This window comes from Bradyrhizobium sp. STM 3562, assembly GCF_045571435.1.
Taxonomy (GTDB): domain Bacteria; phylum Pseudomonadota; class Alphaproteobacteria; order Rhizobiales; family Xanthobacteraceae; genus Bradyrhizobium.
Window position 1 is genome coordinate 7183957 of record NZ_CP120694.1, and the last position, 20542, is coordinate 7204498.

Below are 20542 nucleotides of genomic sequence, written 5' to 3' on the forward strand. Positions count from 1 at the left end.
GCGGACCTATGGCCACGGAAGCGTCCATTGGTGGCCCATGTTGGTTTCTGAAGAGTTAACGGATTCGGTATGTTTTAGTGTGGCACTGCCTTCTCCACCCGTCATGCCCGGGCTTGTCCCGGGCATCCACGTCCTTCTTGCTGTGGCTTTCGTGGATGGCCGGGACAAGCCCGGCCATGACGACAGCGAAGCTCGTCACACGACCGGCTTCACGCCGGGCAGCGCGTTGACGAGATCGCGGAACCTGGCGCCCCGGATTTCGAAATTGCGGTATTGGTCGAAGGAGGCGCACGCAGGGGACAGCAGCACCACCGGATCTTTGAGGCCGGATGCCTCCGCGTCGCGCGCGGCGTGATCGACAGCCGTGTCCAGCGTTTCGCTGATCTCGTGCGCCACGCGATCGGAGAGCGTCGCCGCAAATTCGTTTGCGGCTTCCCCGATCAGATAGGCCTTGCGGATACGCGGAAAATAGCCGGTGAGGCCGGTGATGCCGCCCTGCTTCGCCCGGCCGCCCGCGATCCAGAAGATATCGGCGAAGGACGACAGCGCGTGCGCCGTGGCATCCGCATTGGTGCCCTTGGAGTCGTTGACGAACAGCACATTGCCGCGGCGGCCGACCTGCTCCATGCGATGCGCCAGCCCTGGAAAGCTGCGCAGACCATCTTGGAGAGTCTCCTGGTCCAGCTCCAACGCAAGCGCGCAGGCTGCAGCGCAAGCGGCATTCTGCGCGTTGTGCAAGCCGCGCAGCGAACCGATGCCGCCGATCTGCGCGACCTTGCTCCGCGCTCCCCTGGCGGCGCGCAATATCGTCTCATGCTCGACATAGATGCCGTCGGGCAGCGGACGCTTGACCGAGATGCGCACCACGCGTTTTCCGGCCCTGTCCAGGCGATCCGCGATGGCACGGCTGAAATCGTCGTCGACGCCGACGATCGCGGTGCCCTCAGCCTGCACGCCGGCGACCAGACGCTCCTTCACCTCGGCGTAATGCGCCATCGTGCCGTGGCGATCGATATGGTCTTCGCTCAAATTGATCAGGATGCCGACGGTCGGATCGAGCGAGGGCGTGAGATCGATCTGGTAGGACGACATCTCGATCACATGCACGCGCCCCTTGCGCGGCGGCTCCAACGACAGGATCGCGGTGCCGATATTGCCGCCCATCTGGGTGTCGTAGCCGGAAAAGCGCATCAGATGCGCGATCAGCGCGGTCGTCGTCGATTTGCCGTTGGTGCCGGTGATGGCCACGAAGGGCGCGTCCGGCGCATGGCGGGCCCGTTCGCGGCAGAACAACTCGACGTCCCCGATCACCTCGACGCCGGCTTCGCGCGCCAGCAGCACGCTCCAATGCGGCGCGGGATGCGTCAGCGGCGCGCCCGGGGTGAGCACCAGCGCTGAGACATCGCGCCAGGAAATCGTGCGCAGATCCGCGGTCGCGATCCCGGCCTGCGCCGCCTCGGCAAGCCTGTCCGCGCCATCATCGCCCGCGACGACATCGGCGCCGCCCGCCTGCAACGCGCGAGCGCTCGCAAGGCCCGAGCCGCCGAGACCGAACACCGCGACTTTCTTGCCGGCGAAGGACGTGACTGGAATCATGGTTGGACCACCGTCATTCCGGGGCGCTCGCCCCGAACTCGGGCCTACCCGAGTTCGGCAATTTGACTTGTCCAAGTCGGCACCAGCCGACTTGGATGCGAGCGAACCCGGAATCCCGAGATTGTGGAGCGAGATTCCGGGTTCGATGCTGGCGCATCGCCCCGGAATGACGATCGCGTGGAGAGGAAAACATCACCGCAGCTTCAGCGTGGAGAGTCCGGCCAGCGCCAGCATCACGGCGATGATCCAGAACCGGATCACGATCTGCGGCTCGGTCCAGCCCAATTGCTCGAAATGATGATGGATCGGCGCCATCTTGAAGATGCGCTTTCCGGTCAGCTTGAAGGAGGCGACCTGCACGATCACGGAGACCGCTTCGAGCACGAACAGCCCGCCGATCACCGCCAGCACGATCTCATGTTTGACCGCGACCGCGATCGAGCCGAGCATGCCGCCGAGCGCGAGCGAGCCGGTATCGCCCATGAAAATGGAAGCCGGCGGCGCATTGAACCAGAGAAAGCCGAGGCCGGCGCCGAGCACCGCCCCCGATAGCACGGCGAGCTCGCCTGTGCCGGGAACGTAATTGATCTGAAGATAATCGGAAAACACGACATTGCCCGCGAGATAGGCGATCAGGCCGAAGCTTGCGGAGGCGATCATCACCGGCACGATGGCGAGCCCGTCGAGACCATCGGTGAGGTTGACCGCGTTGCCGGCGCCGACGATGACGAAGGCGCCGAAGAGGACGAAGAACCAACCGAAATTGATGACGACGTCCTTGAAGAAGGGGATCGCAAGCGACGTCGACGACGGATCGCGTCCGAGTCGCACCAGCGCGTAGCAGGCGGCGAGCCCGATCAGCCCCTCCAGCAGCAGACGGGTGCGGCCGCCGAACCCGCTCGAGGTCTGCTTGGTCACCTTCAGGTAATCATCGTAGAAGCCGACGAAGCCGAACCCCAACGTCACCGCAAGCACGATCCAGACATAGGGATTGAGCGGATTGGCCCATAACACGGTGGCGACTACGAGCCCCGAGAGGATCATCAGCCCGCCCATCGTGGGCGTGCCTTTCTTCGTTAGGAGATGCGACTGCGGCCCGTCCGCGCGGATTGGCTGGCCCTTGCCTTGACGAACGCGCAGGTGATCGATGATCCAGGGACCGAACAGAAAGACGAACAGCGCGCCGGTGACCACCGCGCCACCCGTGCGAAAGGTGATGTAGCGAAAAACGTTCAGTATCGTACGCAACCAGCCGAGACCGGGAGGGAACGTACTGGACAGCTCAATCAACCAGTAGAACATTCATTCTGTCCTATCCCGCGGCGACATCGCGCGCGGACCTAGCGGGAAAGCGCTTCTCCAGCGCATTCACAATAGTTTTCATTTTCGAGCCGAGCGACCCTTTGATCATGATCGCATCGCCCGCACGGATCGCGGCAACCACCTGGGATTCCAGGCTCGCCGAATTCTCCGCATAGCCGCCCCGTTTAGCCGGGGAAAGCGCATCCCACAAGTTACGCATCAAGGGACCGCAACAATAGACAAGGTCAACGCGATTGGTTTTGACGATATCGGCAAGGCCGCGATGCAGCTCGGGTCCTGCGGGACCGAGTTCGAGCATGTCGCCGAGAACCGCGATGCGCCGTCCCTGCGTCCCGACATCCGCCTGGCCCAGCACATTCAGCGCCGCGGCCATCGAGGCTGGATTGGCGTTATAGCTTTCATCGATCAGGGTGGCTTCGCCATTGCCGAGTTCCAGCGCGCGGCGCGCGCCGCGGCCGGCGGCCGGCACGAGATTCGACAGCGACAGCGCCGCGAGCGCGAGATCCGCGCCGGCAAGGGAGCTGCCTGCAAGGACGGCGAGCGAATTCATCGCCATGTGGCGGCCGGGCATGCCGAGCTTGTAGGTCACGTCATGGCCGAGGATGCTGGCATGCACGGCCGAACAGGTGGCGTGCAGCGAGAGATCCAAAAGCCGCGCATCGGCGTTCGCGTCGGCGCCGAAGGAAACGATGCGCGAGATATCGTGTTGGTGCGCACGCCGGCTGAGCCGCTCGAACTGCGAATTGTCGCGATTGAGCACCACCGCCCCGCCCGGCTCGAGCCCGGCAAAAATCTCGGCCTTGGCATCGGCGATTGCCTCCAGGCCCGAGAAGAACTCCAGATGCACCGGCTCGACGGTGGTGATGATCGCAAGATGCGGCCGCACCATCTTGACCAACGGCTCGATCTCGCCCGGATGATTCATGCCGATTTCGAACACGGCAAAGCGCGTGTCGGCCGGACAGCGCGCCAGCGACAGCGGCACGCCCCAATGATTGTTGAAGGAGGCGACCGAAGCATGCGTTGCGCCCTGCGCGGAAAGCACGTGCCGCAGCGCCTCCTTGGTCGAGGTCTTGCCGACCGATCCCGTGACCGCGATGACGCGTCCGGAGAGACGCGCCCGCGCGGCGCGCGCGAGATCGCGCAAGGCGGCAAGCACGTCCTCGACCACGAGCAGCGGCGCATCGCTCGCAAATTTGCCGGCCCGCGCTGTCTCGACCACGGCCAGCGCCGCGCCGGCCCTCAGCGCCGCCTCAACGAAATCATGGCCGTCATGCACGTCGCCCTTGATCGCGAAATAGGCTTCACGAGGCTGAATGGTGCGGCTGTCGATGGAAAGCCCGGTCACGGCATCGGGCAACGCGCCGCGGCGCCCGGCATGCATGGCCTCGGCCATTTCCTTGGAGGTCCATAGCGGCGCCGCGTTCATGCGACCCTCGGAGCCAACGCGGTTGCGACCGCTTCGTGATCGCTGAACGGCAGCACGCGGTCGCCGATGATCTGCCCAATCTCATGGCCCTTGCCGGCGATCAGCAGCGCATCGCCCGGCTGCAACGCATCGATCGCCGCCCGGATCGCGGTGGCGCGGTCGCCGATTTCGCTGGCGCCTTTCGCGGCGCTCAAGATCGCGGCGCGGATCGCTTCCGGGTTCTCGCTGCGCGGATTGTCGTCGGTGACGATGACGCTATCGGCATTCTCGCTCGCGATCGCACCCATCAGCGGCCGCTTGCCCGCGTCGCGATCGCCTCCGGCGCCGAACACGACGACCAGCTTGCGCTTGGCGTAAGGACGCAACGCCTGCAGCGCCTTGGCCAGCGCGTCGGGCTTGTGCGCATAGTCGACGAAGATCGGCGCGCCGTTGCGCTCGCCCACCCGCTCGAGCCTGCCTTTGGCGCCTTGGAGCTGTTCGAGCGCTGCGAATACCGCATCTGGCTCGCTGCCGGTTGCAATCGTAAGGCCCGCGGCGACCAGCGCGTTCTCGATCTGGAAATGGCCGACCAGCGGCAGGTGCACGGAATATCTCTTGCCGCGATGTTCGAGCAGGAGTTTTTGCGCAAAGCCGTCGATCGCAGCCTCGACCAGCCGAATGCCCTCGCCCGCACCATCGCCTTGGCTGCCGACAGCGAGGATACGCAGGCCGCGCGACCGCGCCGCATCGAGCACTTGCGAAGAGCAGTCGTGGTCGGCCGAGATCACGGCGGCACCGCCGGGCGGGATCAACTCGCGGAACAGACGCAGCTTCGCGGCAAGATAATGCGCGATGTCGGGATGATAATCCATGTGATCGCGCGAGAGATTGGTAAAACCGCCGGCAGCGATGCGCACCCCATCGAGCCGGTATTGGTCGAGCCCGTGCGACGAGGCCTCAAAAGCGAGATGGGTGACGCCGTCACGCGCGATCTCGTCGAGCTGGCGGTGCAGCGCGATCGGATCGGGCGTCGTCAGCGAGCCGTAGACGGTGCGTTTGTCCGACACCAGACCAATGGTGCCGATGCTCGCGGAGACATGGCCGAACCGCTGCCAGATCTGTCGCGTAAAGGCCGCCACCGAGGTCTTGCCGCTGGTGCCGGTCACCGCCGCAATGGTCGCGGGTTGGCGGGGGAAGAATGTTGCCGCCGCCAGCGCCAGCGCGAGCCGCGCATTCGGCGTGACGATGAAGGGAACGCGGCAGCCATTGGGCGGCGGATGTTCCGCTGCGACCGCGACGGCGCCGGCGGCGATCGCCGCATCGACGAAGCGCGCGCCATCGGTCTTGTGGCCGGCGAGCGCGAAAAACAGGTCGCCAGGTTTTACGGCCCTGCTATCCACGGCGAGACCGCCGACGAGGATCGCTCGCGCCTGCGTATCGAGGCGCGCGTCATCGCCAAAGAGCTCGCCAAGCTTCATGATGTTCCAGTCCACCCCGGGGCTGTGAGAACGCGGTCGATGCCGCGAGGACTCAAGAAGAGCGGCGGCAACCTCGTGCTTACTGCGTTGTCCTTGATGCCGCAAGAATAAGGCGGTCAGGCGGCGGCAGGTCGAAACGCGGTTCAATGCCCAAGAGCGGCGCAATCCGGGAGATCACGTTGCCGGCGGTCGGCACCGCGTTCCAGCCCGAGGTGATGAACCCGTAGGTTTCCTTCAGCGGCTGCGGCTCGTCCAGCATGATCAGGAGCTGGTAGCGGGGTTTATCCGCGGGAATGATCGCCGTAAAGGCGGTCAGCACGCGCTTCTTGGCGTAGCGCCCGTTGATGACCTTTTCCGCGGTGCCGGTCTTGCCGCCGATATAGTAGCCCTTGACGTCGGCCTTGCGCGCCGTGCCGACCTCGGCATTGAGCCGCATCAGGAACCGCATCTTTTCGGAGGTTTCGGGCTTGATCACGCGCTTGGCCAGCGCCATGGCTTCTTCCTCGCTGCGCTTTAGGAAGGTCGGTGGAATCAGATAGCCGCCGTTGACCAGCGCACTCACTCCCATCACCGCCTGCAGCGGCGCCACCGCCATGCCGTGCCCGAACGCGATGGTGATCGTGTTCAGGTCGCCCCAATGCCTCGGCACGATCGGAGCGGCACTCTCCGGCAATTCGGTGCGCAGCCGCTCGAGCTGCCCCATCTTGCGCAGGAACGCCTTGTGCGCCTCGACGCCCTGTGACAGCGCAATGCGCGCCGCGCCAACGTTGGAGGAGAAGGTGAACACCTCCTTCATGCTGAGGAACCGGCCCTTCGGCTCGTCGTCATGGATTGCGAACTTGCCATAGTGCAGCGGCCCGCGCGCATCCCACATCGAGTTGAGGTCGTATTTGCCGGTATCCAGCGCCATCGCCAGCGTGAAGGCCTTGAAGGTCGAGCCCATCTCATAGACGCCGGTGGTCAGGCGATTGATGCGGTCGGGGTCGTGCGCTTCCTTCGGATTGTTGGGATCGAAATCCGGCACCGAGACCATCGCGACGACCTCGCCGGTCCTGACATTGGTGACGAGACCAGAGGCCGCCTTGGCGTGAAACTTCTCCTTCGCCTTCAGAAGCTCGTCGCGCAGCGCGTGCTCGACGCGCAGATCCACTGACAACTCGATCGGGCGCTGCAGCCGGTCCGTTGCAAAGCCGGCGCGGTGCAAATCGGCAAGCCCGTTATTGTCGAGCCACTTCTCCATGCCGGCGATACCCTGGTTGTCGATGTTGACGAGGCCGATCAGGTGCGCGACCTCGTTGCCGGTGGGATAGACGCGCTTGTTCTCACGCAAAAAGCCGATGCCGGGAATGCCGAGGCGATGAATGTCCTGCTGCTGCTGCGGCGTGATTTCGCGCTTGAGCCAGACGAATCCCTTCTTCGATGAAAGGCGGTCGCGCACCTCGGCGGTATCGAGATCGGGCAGCGTGGCCGTCAAGAGTTCAATCGCCTCGTCCTTGTCGATGATGCGGCGCGGCTCGCCATAGAGACTCGGCGCCTTGACGTCGGTCGCGAGAATCTCGCCATTGCGGTCGATGATATCGGGGCGCGCGGTCGCAATCGCGTCGCGCGAGCCGCCCTGGCGCGCGCCATGCGCGTCCGCTCCGATCGCGAACATCACGAGGCGCCCGCCGATCACGGCATAGGCCGCCGCGAAGGCGAGAATGGCAAAGCCGACGCGAGCCCGCGCCTTGGCGGCGCGATCGACATTGCGCCCGTAAAGCAGGCTGCGGATCAGCCGCTGTCGCCATGGTTCCGGCTTGGTCTTGGCCTGCGCCACATCCGTCATTGCTTCTTCTCCGGCTGCGGCACCGAACCGGTGACATTGGCTGCATCGAGCGCCGCATCGATGGTCGTGATCATCGATCCGATCGGATCGGGGTCACCCGGCTTCACCAGGGTCGGCGGCCGCTCGGGAAGGTTTTTGAGATCGTCATACTGGCGGGCGTTGATCGGCTTCAGCGGCAAGTGCCGCTCGGCGAGCCCTTGCAGGCGCTGCGGCGCGTCGAGCTTGGCCCATTCGGAGCGCAGCGCCGCAATCGCATCGCGCTGCTCGCGGATTTCGGCATGCAGCTTCAGCACGCGCTCGGTGCGCGCGGTCGAATCCATCTTGATCCGATAGACATAGGCCGCGGCAAACACCAAAAAGCCGATCACGAGCAGGTGGAGGATCCGCATCGCGCTAGCCTCCCCGCATCACATCGGCCAGTCGCGGCCAGGACGGCAAGGGATGGGGCGGATGCGCTGATGCCGCGGTGCGCTCGGCGGCGCGGAGCTTTGCACTGCGCGCGCGCGGATTGGCGGCGAGCTCTGTCTCGTTCGGGGTCAGCGGCCGGCGCGTGATGAGCCGAAAGCTCGGCGCGGCATGCGCCACCTCCGGCAGGTGGCGCGAGCCGCCGCCGGCCTTGCTGCGCTCGTTGAGAAAGTTCTTGACGATGCGGTCTTCCAGCGAATGAAAGGAGACGACCACCAGGCGGCCGCCCCCGCTCAGCACGCGCTCGGCCGCCTCCAGCGCAAGCTGCAACTCCTCGAGCTCTTCGTTGACGAAGATGCGCAGCGCCTGGAAGGTCCGCGTCGCCGGGTGAATCTCGCCCGGCTTTGAGCGGACGTTGCGCGCGACGATATCGGCAAGCGCGCGTGTGGTGGTGATCGGCGCCTCCTTGCGCGCGGCGACGATGGCGCGGGCAAGCTTGCGCGAATGGCGCTCCTCGCCGAACAGATAGATGATGTCGGCGAGCTGCGCTTCGCTCGCGCGCGCGACCACATCCGCGGCGCTCGGACCGCGATCGCTCATCCGCATGTCGAGCGGCCCCTCCAGGCGGAAGGAGAAGCCTCGCTCGGCCTCATCGAGCTGCATGGAGGAGACGCCGACATCCATCACCACGCCGTCAACGCTTGCAACGCCCTGCCCGGCGCAGACCTCGGCCAGATGCGAGAAACGGTCCTCAACCAGCGTCAGCCTGCCCTCGAACTGCTCGAGGAGCGCGAATCCGCCGGCAACCGCGCTGCGGTCGCGGTCGATCGCGATCACGCGCGTGCCGGGCGTCTTGAGGATCGCCCGGCTGTAGCCGCCGGCACCGAAAGTGCCGTCCACATAAATGCCGCCCGTGCGGGGCTGCAGCAGTTCCACCGCCTCGCGGCCGAGCACCGGGACATGGCGCGATAAGTCAGCACTCATGTCCCTTTGCCTCGCGAAAGCTGGCGCCGCCAACAGTAACTGGATGGTCGCCGGCCCATGGCGCCTCAAATCCTCGCGCTTGTCCTTGCGCTTGCCCCGAAGTTCCAGAACGCGCCGCCGCTCCGCGCCGTTGCTCACCCCACGCATCCCGTCTCGCAAACCCGGTTTTCCGCATGGAATTGGCTGGGCTGACATCGGATTTCGAGCGTGAAAGAGGGCTGGCCGTCCCCCACAACCGGTTCGGCTCTTCACCACTTAGTAACGGCAGATAGACTTAAGAAAGGGTTGATGGGACGGTGACAAATCCCGAAAGCGCCCAAGCCTGACCGAGTTCCACCTCCGAAAGGCTCGTTAAGCCTTCCCCGGAGAAAATGCGAGGGCCGCTTGACCGGAGTGATCGCGCCGCCGCTATAGTCGCTATAGTAAAGGAACAGTTTAAGTCTTTATCCCCCGGAGCAAGGCCGGACGCCGTTGTCCTGCCTGTTTTGAATTGCCAGATGCCGCCTGGTCCGTTCACATCCGACGAATCCGATTCGAAGCGCCCTCGTGCCTTCCGATTCCGAAGGCCGTCGCGAGCATGAAGACCTTTACCCCTGATACCTCGATCGCCTCCGACGTGATCGCCTCGCCGAATTACGGCGAGCGAAGCCAGGGGCGCGAGCCCGACATGATCCTGCTGCACTATACGGGCATGCCCGACGCCGAAGGCGCGGTCGCGCGGCTCTGCACGGCGGGCAGCGATGTCTCCTCGCATTACATCGTGCTGGAGGATGGCCGCATCCTGCAATGCGTTCCGGAAGCCAAGCGCGCCTGGCATGCCGGCGTCTCGTCCTGGGCGGGCGAAGAAGACATCAATTCCTGCTCGATCGGGATCGAGATCGTCAACGGCGGGCATGATTGGGGTTATCCGGATTTTCCGCTGCGCCAGACCGCCGCCGTCATTGCGCTCTGCCGCGGCATCATGCTTCGCCGCAAGGTGCCGCCGCAGCGCGTGCTCGGCCATTCCGATGTTGCGCCTTCGCGCAAGAAGGACCCCGGCGAAAAATTCCCCTGGCATTCCCTCGCCAATTCCGGCGTCGGCCACTGGGTGCAGCCGGCGCCGATCGTGCGCGGCGAAGCGCTGATGCTCGGCACCATCAGCGAGGACGTGCAGAACATGCAGATGGCGCTCGCCAAATACGGTTATGGCGTGCCGGTCACCGGCAAATATGACGCGGCGACCATGGACGTGGTGACCGCCTTCCAGCGCCACTTCCGCCCCGCGCGCATCGACGGCATTGCCGATCACTCGACGCTGATCACGCTGCACGCGCTGCTTTCGACATTGCCGGCGGCGGCCGTGACGACGGCGGGATAACGCCTCGACGCAAATCGGACGTAACGGTCCCCTTTCGCCGGCCGTTTTCCTCGCCTCAATTACAGCAACTTCTATTCCGAAAAATGCCTCCACCGGTGCGTGTCGTTGCAGGCCAGGGCCCGCTGCACCCATCGAGCTGTGTGAGCGTCGATCAGCGCAAGAGACGCCAGCGTCCGAGCGCGCGGATCAAAAGCATCAGGTCTCTCTGACGATTTCGACATCTCAGACGAGGGCTCGCCAATGGATAGACGCACTTTCCTAAAGGCGGCGGCTGTGAGCGGCCTCGCTTCACTTGGCGGCGCGGCACCATCGGTGATCGCCCGCGGGGCAATGCCGTTTGCCAGGGTCCGTCCGGGGGATCCCGCGTGGCCGTCGCAGGCGCGCTGGAATAGTCTTTTCAATACGGTGGGCGGCCGGCTCGTCAAGCTCGACGACCCTCTTGCCTCGTGCCGCGCCGCGCCCGAGGGCGCCGCTTGCCAGGCTGACTTCAAGGAGATGCGCAACCCCTATTTCATCAGCGAGAATCCGGCCCTTACCGAAACTTCGGGCTGGGTGGATGCCTGGAATTCCACACCGAGCGCCTACGCCGTCAAAGCGCAATCGACAGCGGATGTGGTCGCGGCGGTCAACTTCGCGCGGGAGAACAATCTGCGCCTCGTCATCAAGGGTGGCGGTCACAGCTATCAGGGCACGTCCGATGCGCCGGATTCGCTTCTGATCTGGACGCGCGAGATGAGCGGAATAAGGCTCCACGATGCCTTCGTTCCGGATGGTTGCGACGCCACACACGCTCCGCAACCCGCAGTCACCGTCGAGGCCGGGGCGCGCTGGCTCGCCGTCTACGACGCGGTCACGACGCGGGGCGGACGCTATGTGCAGGGCGGCGGCTGCACGACTGTGGGTGTTGCAGGGTTCATTCACGGCGGCGGCTTTGGCAGCTTCTCCAAGAGGTACGGGCTCGGCGCGGCCGGTCTCTTGCAGGCGGAAATCGTCACGGCAGATGGCGCTGTCCTCACCGTGAACGCTTGCAACCACCCCGACTTGTTCTGGGCCATCAAGGGCGGTGGCGGTGGCGCGTTTGGCGTCCTCACCAGGCTCACATTGCGCACGCGCGAGCTTCCGATCACCTTCGGTGCAGCGTTCGGTACAATCAAGGCCGCCTCCGACACGGCGTTTCGCGACCTGATCGATAAAACTCTCTCCTTCTATGCGGATAGACTGTTCAATCCGCATTGGGGCGAGCAGATCGCCTTCGGTAAGGACAACACCGTGCATGTCGCCATGGTGTTCCAGGGGCTTGGGCAAGCCGAGGCCGAGAGCGTGTGGGCGCCCTTTACCTCGGCGCTGTCGTCGACGAAGGACATCTCGATCGAGAGGCCGCTCGCCTTTTTCGCGGCGCCGGCGCAGCACTTCTGGGACGCCGATTATCTGCGCAAAGTCCCCGGCCTGATCGTGCAGGACGATCGGCCCGCCGCGCCGCCCGGAAACATCTTCTATGTTGGAGACAGCGGACAGGTCGGGTTTTTCATTCACGGCTACAAATCGGCATGGCTGCCGGCATCGCTGCTTCAGGAGAGCGAGCGGCAAAAGCTGACGGACGCGGTCTTCGCCGCATCGCGCCACTGGCCGGTGGCCTTTCACTTCAACAAGGGACTGGCTGGAGCGGCAGCAGAGGAAATCGACGCGGCGCGCGATACCGCAATGAACCCGGCTGTGCTCGAGGCGTTCGCGCTTGTCATTATAGCCGGTCACGGGCCGCCCGCATTTCCAGGCATCCCTGATCATGAGCCGGACTTGCCGCGTGCGCGCGCCGACGCGCAGGCCATCAGCCGCGCGTTCGAGTCGCTCGTGACGGTCGCGCCCGGTGCGGGTGCCTATCTCTCCGAAGCCGATTTCTTTGATCCGAATTGGAAGACAAGTTACTGGGGGCCAAATTTCGATCGCCTGGCTGCGATCAAGAAGCGCTACGACCCGGACGGGCTCTTCTTCACCCATCACGGCATCGGCAGCGATGAATGGAGCGCCGACGGGTTCACGCGGCTACGGACGTAACCTCGATGCCCGCCGAAGTCATCCACGAGCGGGCACCGGATGGTGGATCCGCAACGGCTGCGAGCGGTTGGGAAGACTTGCAGTCCCCCATCAAAAGCGGAGGGGAACATGGCTCGACTACTATCGGTGAATGTCGGACTTCCGCGCGATATCGAGTGGAAGGGTCGAACCGTACACACCGGAATCTGGAAAAATCCGGTGCGTGGGCGCCGACGGGTCGGCCGCTTGAATCTGGAGGGAGATGGTCAAGGCGACCTGGCCGGTCATGGCGGTGAGCAGCGCGCCGTCTTCGTCTACCAGATCGAGTCGTATCGCTACTGGCAGGAGCAGCTCAAGCGGACCGACTTCGTCCACGGACAGTTCGGCGAGAACCTCACGATCGAAGGATTGCCCGATGAGACGGTTTGCATCGGCGATCGTTATCAAATCGGCAGCGCAGTCTTCGAGATCACTCAACCTCGCGTGACCTGCTATCGCGTTGGCATTCGGATGAATGAGCCGCGGATGCCGGCATTGCTGACATCCAGCGGACGGCCGGGGTTCTATTTCCGCGTGCTGCAGGAGGGCGAGGTCGGCGCCGGCGACGAAATCGTGAAGCTAGGAGAGGCGAACGAGCGAATGACCGTCGCAGAGGTCAACGCGCTTCTCTATTCGCCCAATCATCCGCGCGACGGATTGCAGCGCGCCTTGCGGATCGAGGCGCTTTCGCCCGGATGGCGCGCGTCCTTTGAGGCGTTGCTGCAGAGCCAAACGACCGCCCAGGGAAGCGGCAACGCGGGGCTGGCGCCGGCTGCAGCCGCGCATCCCGCCGCTGCCGGATTTCAGCCGCTCGCGGTGGCGTCGATCGATCAGGAGTCCGCGGATGTCATCTCCCTCTCGATGCGGCATCCCGACGGTCAACCGCTGCCACCGGCTCTACCCGGGCAATACGTCGTCTTGCGTCTTGCACGGACGGGCGGCGGTCCGCCACTGTTCCGCAGCTACTCGCTGTCAGGGCCCCTCTCGACGGAGTACTACCGGATCAGCGTGAAGATCGAGCCGAATGGGGCTGCCGGAACTTACCTGCGCGAGCATGTCTGCCTGGGCGATGTTCTCGACGTCAGCTCGCCGCGCGGAAGCTTCATCCTGCAATCTGCCGAGCGGCCGGTGGTGCTGCTCAGCGCGGGAATCGGAGCGACGCCCGTTCTGGCGATGCTGCACGCCCTGGCGGAGGCCCAATCGACACGACGGGTCTTGTGGCTGCACGCCGCTCGCGACCGGCAGCATCATCCATTTGCCACCGAAGTCCGTCGCCTCATGCCCGCGCTCGCCCACGGCCGCAGCTACGTTTGCTACAGCAGGCCGGGCCCGCGCGACAGAAAAGGCGAAGATTTCGACGCCATCGGTCACCTGTCGCGATCGGTCTTCGACGAAGTCGGCATCCCGACGGAAGCGGACGTCTATCTCTGCGGACCTGTTCGCTTCATGGGGGACATGAAGCAGGCGCTCGCAGCCATGAACGTGGCGCCGGAGCGGATTCACGTCGAGATCTTCAATGGCAGCGAGTCGATGACCCCTGGCGTCGTCGGCGCAGCGACGCGATCCCCACATCTGCCTGCGGACGACGCCGACACCGGCCCATTGGTATCGTTCGCACGAAGCGGCATCGCCGCGCACTGGAAGCCGTCGGCCTACCAGAGCATCTTGGAACTGGCCGAGGCATGCGACGTTCCGGTCCGTTGGTCGTGCCGAACCGGCGTTTGTCACAACTGTGAAAGCGGTTTGGTTTCGGGCGCGGTCGCCTATGAACCGCAGCCACTGGAGCAACCCGCCGACGGCAACGTTCTCGTTTGCTGCTCGCAACCGGTTCGGGACGTCGTCATCGATCTGTGAATCGCGACCAGGATTCGATCTCTGACTTAGGGCCGGTCACGACTCAGTTTCGGGAGCGTGTGCGCCTGCCACCAAAGGCTGGAGCGCTGCAATCTCCCATAGCGAATGACGCCCTCAATTATTCAGCCTTGGGCCCATTTTACGAAGACCGATCCGGTCTCGTGAAGGACGACTTCGCGGTCCGCGATGCTCAGCTTCGGCGCGTTGTAGTAAGCGGCTATGAGCAAGGGGGCACGACCAGGGGGTCGAACGATCGCGTAATCGTTTGATTCGCCCTTGATGCTCGTCCCAGGCCGGTCTCCCGCAATCCAGCCGGACGGCAGCGCCGCCCGGATGCGTTTCAGTCCCGGCGTACAGGCGATCATCCCGGCTTCGAGCCACTGCCGCGACTCAGGCTTGAGCACGTTGTCGAGCAGTATCTTCCGAACCGAGCCGACGATCGCCCGTGGCGTCGTTGTGTCAAGGATTCCGCTGTCCTCGTTCGACTTCGGCTCGTACCGATCCGAACGCGTCACCGTATCACCAAGACCGCGAACGAACTTGGTAAGGCCAGACGGGCCCCCAGCGCTTCGCATCAGAAGAATGGCGGCGGTGTTGTCGCTCACCTCCAAGAGGGCCTTGGTCAGATCGCCAACCGACAGCGCTCCTTTCCCGACATTGGCCTTTGTAATCGGCGACGTGAATATCAGGTCTTTCTCGCCATAGGGAACCATCCGCGACAGCGTCTCTTGGCCAGCGTCCACTCTGGCTAGAACCAAGGCCGCGAGAAGCCCTTTGAAAGTGCTGCACATCAGGAAGCGTTCGTCCGCCCTGTGGGCGAGGGTCCGCCGCGTTCCGGTATCCACCGCGAACACTCCAAGCCGACCGCCGTAGCGCTTCTCGATCTCGGCAATCGGAGCGTCCTCGGCCATCGCGCTTTGGGCTCCGAGCCCGATGAACAGGGGCGCGCCAACGATAACGCCTCGGCGTGTCATCGAAACCACGTCGTCAATCTCCAGCTAAGGCAGGGACATTAAGTCGGCCTCAGTTGTGGCCAATTTCATTTCGAATGTCACCTGTTGGCGGGGCGCAAGGCGGTGGAACGTAAAGCTGCAACCAATTATGAAGGAGCATCTTCGCGGTCCCACCTACGCCGAGCGACGAGCGACATAGTCGCGTACGATCGATTCGTTTGAACCGAAAGGACTTGCAATGGCAAAGAACACGATTTGCCTCTGGTACGACAAGGACGCCGAGGCTGCTGCCCGTTTCTACGCTGAAACCTTCCCTGACAGCGTCGTAGGCGCCGTCCATCGGGCACCCAGTGACTATCCGGCCGGCAAGGCGGGCGACGTGCTGCTGGTCGAATTTACGGTTGCCGGCGTCCCCTGCATCGGTCTCAACGGCGGCCCCGCGTTCAAACATAACGAAGCCTTCTCGTTCCAGATCGCCACCGACGATCAGGACGAGACCGACCGATATTGGAACGCCATCATCGGCAATGGCGGGCAGGAAAGCGCGTGCGGCTGGTGCAAGGACAAATGGGGCGTTTCCTGGCAAATCACGCCGCGCGTGCTCACTCAGGCGTTGGCGGCTGGCGGCGATGAAGCAAAGCGCGCATTTGATGCGATGATGGGTATGAAGAAGATCGACGTCGCCGCGATCGAGGCGGCGCGGCGCGGTGCTCAATCAAAGAGCTAGAGATACAGTCTGGATTGCTTCCGCCTACGCGCAAAGGCGCTTCGGCGGGACTTCACGCCTCGCCATAGCTCGCGCAGCGCGCGACGGCGGGTCGTCGCTTTCGCTCCTCGCACTGACGGGCCTGGTTGAAGGCGCCCGCCCGGCTCTGCAACTTGATCGGCGGATGCTTTAAAGCGCGATGACGATTCAACTCGATCTCATCGCGCTTGAGCGCATGATCCGGATCATGCGCTCATGGCTCCATTGTGTAGGAGCGCCCGGGCTCGAGCACGTAGACGGTCAGAAAGCGGAGCGGGCGTTCCGGGTCACAATTGCGAAACAGCGTGTGTGGAATATCGGCCCGATCCTGCAAGGTCTCGCCTGCTCGATACTGTTGCGGGTCATCGCTGCCATAGGCTGACTCGGCAACGCCTTCAACGATGAAGACCACTCCCCCAACCGGATGTCGGTGAAGCGGAGCTACGCCACCGGGTGGATAGGTCACCTCAGCCACGACAAGTTCCCGATGATCGCCGGGCAACGCAAGGCGTTCGAGAACCTTACGCGTGACACCTGCAAACCCCGCTTGCTGGGCGCTTGCCTGGCCGTCGATATTCTCACCCATTGGACACCTCTTATAGTCAAACGTCGAGCCGTCGTATCTCGATCGGATCGCGGCGCGAATGACTATGGGGACGTCTCGCCAAAGCAGCAAGGTGCCCGAGCGCCAGTTCTACATCACGGCTCATGGCCCTTAGCGACGACCGCAAATGCCCTTAAACCGGTTCAGGAAGGCCGGCGTCATAGCAGGAGACGGCTAGAAATATCTTCAGGTGTCCTTTACAGGCAACCTGAATAGATACAATATGTCCTCATGAACGGCCGAACATCTATGCGTGGAACCGAGCTTGCGAAGACGCTCGCTGTCGAGATCCGGGCGGTACATCGCACGCTCAAGCTGCGCGTGCGCGAGCACGGCGGCGGCAAAGACCTAACGCCCTCTCAGGTTTCCGTCCTCGTCCGGCTCGAGAAGGATGGTGCGGCCACTGTGTCCAGTCTGGCGCGGGCCGAGGGAATGCGCCCGCAATCGATGAGCGAGATCGTCGCACCGCTGCAGGAGGCGGGCTTCGTCAGCGGCTCCCCCGACCCTGATGACGGGAGACAAACCCTGATGTCCCTCACGCCCAAGTGCGTGAAGTGGATCAAGGAAGGCAGGGCCGCGAGCCACGACTGGCTCACCGAGGCTCTCTCGGAAAAGCTCACGGTGCCCGAACAGCGGAAGCTTCGAGAGGCGCTCGAACTGCTACGGCGGGCGATTGAGGATTAAGCGCGCCTCCGCCGGTCGTTCCTATTCCCTTACCAGAGGAGGTCTAAATCGTGAATTGGCTTTGGCTCGTTTCCTACTTCTTCGCCGGTGCATTCGCGGAAAACGCCATCCCCCACTTCGTCTCCGGAGTGATGGGGCGCCCATTCCAGAGCCCGTTCGCAAAACCTCCGGGCAGAGGACTTTCCTCGTCCAAGGTCAACGTGATCTGGGGCTTCGCGAATATTGTCGTGGCGTATCTTCTGCTCGCGCAGGTCGGATCGTTCGATTGGCGCACGACGAACCACGTCGTCGCGTTCGGCTTGGGTCTGCTGCTCAAGGGCATCGGTTCGGCGCATCAATTTGGCAAGTTCAACGAAGGCAATCTGCCGACGTCCGCATGACCGACGTATCCGGATGCGGCCTTCTTCAGATCGCGGCCTTGCTAACGGCGGCGGCTCTATGCCTGTCGATACTGGCCTTTCAATTCAAAACCGGTGTTCCGCCGGTTTCGTCCAACGCGCTCGAAGGCGCGAACGTCGTCGCGCTGTTGAAGCAGGCCGGCCTGGCCGAAGGGGCGGTGGTGTACGAGCTCGGCTCCGGCTGGGGTTCGCTTGTGATCGCCGTAGCGCGGGCATTTCCCGCGGCCGAGGTTCGAGGCATCGAGATGTCGCCTTTGCCCTATTGGGTCTCCCGATTCCGCACCCGAAACATGCCGAACGTGCTACTACGCCGTGGCGACTTCTTCGATTGCGATCTCTCCGACGCCCGCGCCGTGACGTGCTATCTCATGACCAAGTCGATGCCGAGGATCGCGGAATTGCTCGATAAGGCCCTCGCTCCCGGCACTCCGGTCGTATCGCTCTGCTTCCGGTTTCGCGGCAGGCGCATCGCCGCGTCCTGCGAGAGCGCCGGTCCGCTGCATGCCGTGGCTCTGTACTATTGGCCCGCCAACTAAGCATATCTCAATTATCTCGACGATGACGAGGCGGGCGATCCTGTCGCTGCCGCGTATGGACCGAACTACCGGCGTCTGCAGCGGATCAAGGCTCAATATGATCCGAAGAATTTCTTCCGCATGAACCAGAACATCCGTCCGCTGGCCTGATCACCAAGGGAGGGCATTTCGTCTCTCTCATCCTGGTCCAGGATGTCGGTAGATGGTCCACACGCTGCCGCCGGCCGATGACGACGGAGAAATCATCGGCTTCGCGTGAAGCTGGGTCGGCGTTCGAACTACCACGTGTAGTGCACGCCGAAGTCGCCCTTGACGCCGTCGCGCCTGCCGCCGTTGGTCCCGCTCACTGCGAACTGGTAGCCGGCCTGGCCGTAGAGGCTGAGGCCGGGAAGAATCTTCGCGCTGAGGCCGCCGGCGAACTCAAGCCGCGTCGCCTGCTCGGCCAGGAGCACCGAGTCGGAACCGAACATCGTGTTCGCCCCGGCCCCCCAGTCGCGCCAGATATTGGCGAGTACGTAAGGCTGCCACACCCGCCCGGCGGGATCGCTGATCGTCCACTTGCCGCGCAGGCCGAGCCGCCCGCTGGCTCCGGACGTGGTGCCGAGCCCGACCGGGCCCAAGCCGTCATTGTCGTCGCGGAGGGAAACCTGCTGCCAGATGATCTGGCCCTCGGGCTCCAGCACGAAGCCCGGCCCGAGCCACGGCAGCGGGATCGGATAGCCCGTCTCCAGCGAGGAGATGAAGCCCGTGCCGTTGATCGGCAGGTTCGCAAACTGCGTGGCCGCGTTGCATTCACGGTGCTGACCGTAATCGGCCCCGGGGCGGGGGCGGGCCCGCGCCCGGATCGAAGGTCAGAGTGCCACCACTGAGATTAGCAGCTACGGAGCCTGAAGGCGGCGTCCATTGTGTTGAGCCGAAGACTGTCCTGCTAATGTTAGTGTTCATGGTCATGCTCGTTATCACCGAGCCTGCGCCGATCGTCTGCTGCGCTCGAGCTTGCTCCGATGCCAGCAGGACCGAAGCCAACGCCGTCAAAAAACAAATGTGCCACAGGTTCGGCGACGCCAGACCGGACCGCGCCAGCCAGCGCCGAAATTGCCGCCCAGGACGGATTGCCTGGCGGTGCATGCTCGGACTATTTGCCTGCCACTCGATGCGAAGTCTTGCCACCAACTCGATCACTCCCCCTCTGGTCGGCCCGCCAGTCACCAAGGTCCGCAACACGTCAAGCCGCGCGGCAGGTTCAAATTGCCATGCCCGTCGCAGCGTGGTGCACACCGCGCACTCAGCAAAACGAGGCCGCCGGTTAGAGCGGCCTCGCGGTCGTAATCATTAGAAGGAGTTATTGCGGCACGCCATCAACCGCAAAGGAGCGGAATTTCGCGTACTTTTCGCCCACATTCTTTCGGAGCTCGACATATTCTGGGTTGGCCCGCCACGCCTGAATTTTGTCCATGCTATCCCAGACCTGAACGATAACGCGCTTCGGCGCATCACCGTCAAATGCTGTCACCTTTCCTCCGGTCGCGGCGGTTCCTCCGATAGCTAGAAAGCGACCGCCTGCGTCCTTGATGATGGCTTGAGCCTTCGGAACGTATTCTTTCGCGTAAGCGTCCGGATTGGTCACATCGATTTCTGCGACGAAATAGACAGGCGGTTTGGCTTGGGCATGAAGACCTTGAACTGCAAGAGCACCAAGCGCGACACCTGCGAGCAATACCAGTGCGCTTTTGTAATAAGACGACATGGCATTTCCTCCTTGAGCAAGCTCAATTCTGGAACAATGGCAATACGGCACAGGTACCCTAGACATGAGTCACGATGGCGAACTGGAGGTTCAAAAGCAAACGCGCGACACTGACCTACTTGTCGGCGCCGCAGACCGGCAAAATCTAGGGCTTCCTGACCATGGAAGCGAATGCGGTGGTGCAGCCGATCCATCCCAAAGCGAAGCCGGTGATACAGCGTTGAGATGTCAGCGCAGACCGGACATCGCCGAAGCGCAAGTGATTTGCCCGACGAGCGCGCTTGCAAAATTCCTGTCCAGCCCCTATAGAAAAAATATTTCTGTTTTTCAGAAACGTCTCCCGTGGTAGCTTTCGCGCATCCCGCCTTGATGAAGGGGCGTATCGCGATCGTCACGAAACGCGAGGCGGAATGCGGTGGACGCTGATTGTGCCGACGGACGAGCGGCACGTTCGCGTACGGCCAAGTCGTGTGGTCCTGGCGCGCCCATGCAGGCGCCAAGTCGGCGGACGATGCTCCACGCATCACGCCGATGACGGTGGCAAACAAGCTGGTTCACCGAGGAGAGCACGAAGT

17 protein-coding genes and 2 pseudogenes are annotated in these 20542 nt (G+C 63.6%); 8 read left to right on the forward strand and 11 right to left on the reverse strand.

Translation table 11 applies throughout. The annotated features are described in order from the left end of the window. Positions 1-195: 195 nt before the first annotated feature. The 7 genes from murD to rsmH form a co-directional block, all read right to left on the reverse strand. The gene (gene murD / locus P6U23_RS33105; protein ID WP_407176531.1) at positions 196-1596 is read right to left on the reverse strand and encodes a UDP-N-acetylmuramoyl-L-alanine--D-glutamate ligase; all 1401 of its coding nucleotides are present in this window, start codon (positions 1594-1596) and stop codon (positions 196-198) included. A gap of 192 nt (positions 1597-1788) precedes the next feature. Further along, the gene (mraY, locus tag P6U23_RS33110) at positions 1789-2898 is read right to left on the reverse strand and encodes a phospho-N-acetylmuramoyl-pentapeptide-transferase (RefSeq protein WP_407176532.1); all 1110 of its coding nucleotides are present in this window, start codon (positions 2896-2898) and stop codon (positions 1789-1791) included. A 10-nt stretch (positions 2899-2908) separates the two neighbouring features. Next, entirely contained in the window at positions 2909-4348 is a 1440-nt protein-coding gene (locus P6U23_RS33115) for a UDP-N-acetylmuramoylalanyl-D-glutamyl-2,6-diaminopimelate--D-alanyl-D-alanine ligase (protein ID WP_407176533.1), read from the reverse strand. Further along, a complete protein-coding gene (locus P6U23_RS33120; RefSeq protein WP_407176534.1) occupies positions 4345-5805 on the reverse strand; it encodes a UDP-N-acetylmuramoyl-L-alanyl-D-glutamate--2,6-diaminopimelate ligase in 1461 nt (486 codons plus the stop codon). The genes P6U23_RS33115 and P6U23_RS33120 overlap by 4 nt, the downstream gene beginning before the upstream one ends. A 79-nt stretch (positions 5806-5884) precedes the next feature. After that, positions 5885-7630 carry a peptidoglycan D,D-transpeptidase FtsI family protein gene (locus P6U23_RS33125; RefSeq protein WP_407176535.1) on the reverse strand — a complete coding sequence of 582 codons (1746 nt, stop codon included), beginning with the start codon at positions 7628-7630 and terminating at the stop codon, positions 5885-5887. Beyond that, positions 7627-8019 carry a hypothetical protein gene (locus P6U23_RS33130; RefSeq protein WP_407176536.1) on the reverse strand — a complete coding sequence of 131 codons (393 nt, stop codon included), beginning with the start codon at positions 8017-8019 and terminating at the stop codon, positions 7627-7629. Before P6U23_RS33130 ends, P6U23_RS33125 begins: the two co-directional genes overlap by 4 nt. 4 nt (positions 8020-8023) lie before the next feature. After that, complete coding sequence (gene rsmH / locus P6U23_RS33135) at positions 8024-9019, reverse strand: 16S rRNA (cytosine(1402)-N(4))-methyltransferase RsmH (protein WP_407176537.1); 996 nt, start codon at positions 9017-9019, stop codon at positions 8024-8026. 497 nt (positions 9020-9516) lie between these two features. Here rsmH and P6U23_RS33140 point away from each other — a divergent pair. From P6U23_RS33140 to P6U23_RS33150, 3 genes and pseudogenes are all read left to right on the forward strand, one after another. Then, positions 9517-10376, forward strand: a pseudogene (locus tag P6U23_RS33140) (N-acetylmuramoyl-L-alanine amidase). Between the two features lie 240 nt (positions 10377-10616). Continuing rightward, on the forward strand, positions 10617-12428 hold the full coding sequence (locus tag P6U23_RS33145) for an FAD-dependent oxidoreductase (protein WP_407176538.1): 1812 nt from the start codon (positions 10617-10619) through the stop codon (positions 12426-12428). A gap of 108 nt (positions 12429-12536) precedes the next feature. After that, complete coding sequence (locus tag P6U23_RS33150) at positions 12537-14300, forward strand: MOSC domain-containing protein (protein ID WP_407176539.1); 1764 nt, start codon at positions 12537-12539, stop codon at positions 14298-14300. Between the two features lie 122 nt (positions 14301-14422). On the opposite strand, the gene bla is transcribed toward P6U23_RS33150, so the two are convergent. After that, positions 14423-15211 carry a class A beta-lactamase gene (gene bla, locus P6U23_RS33155; RefSeq protein ID WP_407176540.1) on the reverse strand — a complete coding sequence of 263 codons (789 nt, stop codon included), beginning with the start codon at positions 15209-15211 and terminating at the stop codon, positions 14423-14425. A 280-nt stretch (positions 15212-15491) separates the two neighbouring features. Here bla and P6U23_RS33160 point away from each other — a divergent pair, with 280 nt between their 5' ends. Then, a complete protein-coding gene (locus tag P6U23_RS33160; protein ID WP_407176541.1) occupies positions 15492-15980 on the forward strand; it encodes a VOC family protein in 489 nt (162 codons plus the stop codon). Between the two features lie 232 nt (positions 15981-16212). Here the strand turns inward: P6U23_RS33160 and P6U23_RS33165 are convergent, their stop codons facing one another. Continuing rightward, complete coding sequence (locus tag P6U23_RS33165) at positions 16213-16584, reverse strand: cupin domain-containing protein (RefSeq protein WP_407176542.1); 372 nt, start codon at positions 16582-16584, stop codon at positions 16213-16215. A gap of 267 nt (positions 16585-16851) precedes the next feature. On the opposite strand from P6U23_RS33165, the gene P6U23_RS33170 reads away from it, so the two are divergent. The 4 genes and pseudogenes from P6U23_RS33170 to P6U23_RS33185 form a co-directional block, all read left to right on the forward strand. Next, entirely contained in the window at positions 16852-17286 is a 435-nt protein-coding gene (locus tag P6U23_RS33170; protein ID WP_407176543.1) for a MarR family winged helix-turn-helix transcriptional regulator, read from the forward strand. 50 nt (positions 17287-17336) lie between these two features. After that, positions 17337-17666: a hypothetical protein gene (locus P6U23_RS33175; protein ID WP_407176544.1), complete on the forward strand. Its 330-nt coding sequence runs from the start codon at positions 17337-17339 to the stop codon at positions 17664-17666. After that, positions 17663-18220 carry a hypothetical protein gene (locus P6U23_RS33180; RefSeq protein WP_407176545.1) on the forward strand — a complete coding sequence of 186 codons (558 nt, stop codon included), beginning with the start codon at positions 17663-17665 and terminating at the stop codon, positions 18218-18220. Before P6U23_RS33175 ends, P6U23_RS33180 begins: the two co-directional genes overlap by 4 nt. Further along, a pseudogene (locus tag P6U23_RS33185) lies at positions 18221-18370 on the forward strand (BBE domain-containing protein); the annotation flags it as partial. It lies immediately after the preceding gene. A gap of 128 nt (positions 18371-18498) precedes the next feature. On the opposite strand, the gene P6U23_RS33190 reads toward P6U23_RS33185, so the two are convergent. Together P6U23_RS33190 and P6U23_RS33195 are read right to left on the reverse strand one after the other, a co-directional pair. Further along, positions 18499-19065, reverse strand: coding sequence for an autotransporter domain-containing protein (locus P6U23_RS33190; RefSeq protein WP_407181669.1), 567 nt, complete (start codon positions 19063-19065; stop codon positions 18499-18501). A 497-nt stretch (positions 19066-19562) separates the two neighbouring features. After that, positions 19563-19967 (reverse strand): DUF1330 domain-containing protein, encoded by a 405-nt coding sequence (locus P6U23_RS33195; protein ID WP_407176546.1) that lies wholly within the window; start codon positions 19965-19967, stop codon positions 19563-19565. Positions 19968-20542: the final 575 nt, after the last annotated feature.

Excerpts from the sequence above, each read along its gene's own strand:
- murD (WP_407176531.1), bottom strand. The coding sequence starts at position 1,596 with ATGATTCCAGTCACGTCCTTCGCCGGCAAGAAAGTCGCGGTGTTCGGT.
- mraY (WP_407176532.1), bottom strand. The coding sequence starts at position 2,898 with ATGTTCTACTGGTTGATTGAGCTGTCCAGTACGTTCCCTCCCGGTCTC.
- P6U23_RS33115 (WP_407176533.1), bottom strand. The coding sequence starts at position 4,348 with ATGAACGCGGCGCCGCTATGGACCTCCAAGGAAATGGCCGAGGCCATG.
- P6U23_RS33120 (WP_407176534.1), bottom strand. The coding sequence starts at position 5,805 with ATGAAGCTTGGCGAGCTCTTTGGCGATGACGCGCGCCTCGATACGCAG.
- P6U23_RS33125 (WP_407176535.1), bottom strand. The coding sequence starts at position 7,630 with ATGACGGATGTGGCGCAGGCCAAGACCAAGCCGGAACCATGGCGACAG.
- P6U23_RS33130 (WP_407176536.1), bottom strand. The coding sequence starts at position 8,019 with ATGCGGATCCTCCACCTGCTCGTGATCGGCTTTTTGGTGTTTGCCGCG.
- rsmH (WP_407176537.1), bottom strand. The coding sequence starts at position 9,019 with ATGAGTGCTGACTTATCGCGCCATGTCCCGGTGCTCGGCCGCGAGGCG.
- P6U23_RS33145 (WP_407176538.1), top strand. The coding sequence starts at position 10,617 with ATGGATAGACGCACTTTCCTAAAGGCGGCGGCTGTGAGCGGCCTCGCT.
- P6U23_RS33150 (WP_407176539.1), top strand. The coding sequence starts at position 12,537 with ATGGCTCGACTACTATCGGTGAATGTCGGACTTCCGCGCGATATCGAG.
- bla (WP_407176540.1), bottom strand. The coding sequence starts at position 15,211 with ATGGCCGAGGACGCTCCGATTGCCGAGATCGAGAAGCGCTACGGCGGT.
- P6U23_RS33160 (WP_407176541.1), top strand. The coding sequence starts at position 15,492 with ATGGCAAAGAACACGATTTGCCTCTGGTACGACAAGGACGCCGAGGCT.
- P6U23_RS33165 (WP_407176542.1), bottom strand. The coding sequence starts at position 16,584 with ATGGGTGAGAATATCGACGGCCAGGCAAGCGCCCAGCAAGCGGGGTTT.
- P6U23_RS33170 (WP_407176543.1), top strand. The coding sequence starts at position 16,852 with ATGCGTGGAACCGAGCTTGCGAAGACGCTCGCTGTCGAGATCCGGGCG.
- P6U23_RS33180 (WP_407176545.1), top strand. The coding sequence starts at position 17,663 with ATGACCGACGTATCCGGATGCGGCCTTCTTCAGATCGCGGCCTTGCTA.
- P6U23_RS33195 (WP_407176546.1), bottom strand. The coding sequence starts at position 19,967 with ATGTCGTCTTATTACAAAAGCGCACTGGTATTGCTCGCAGGTGTCGCG.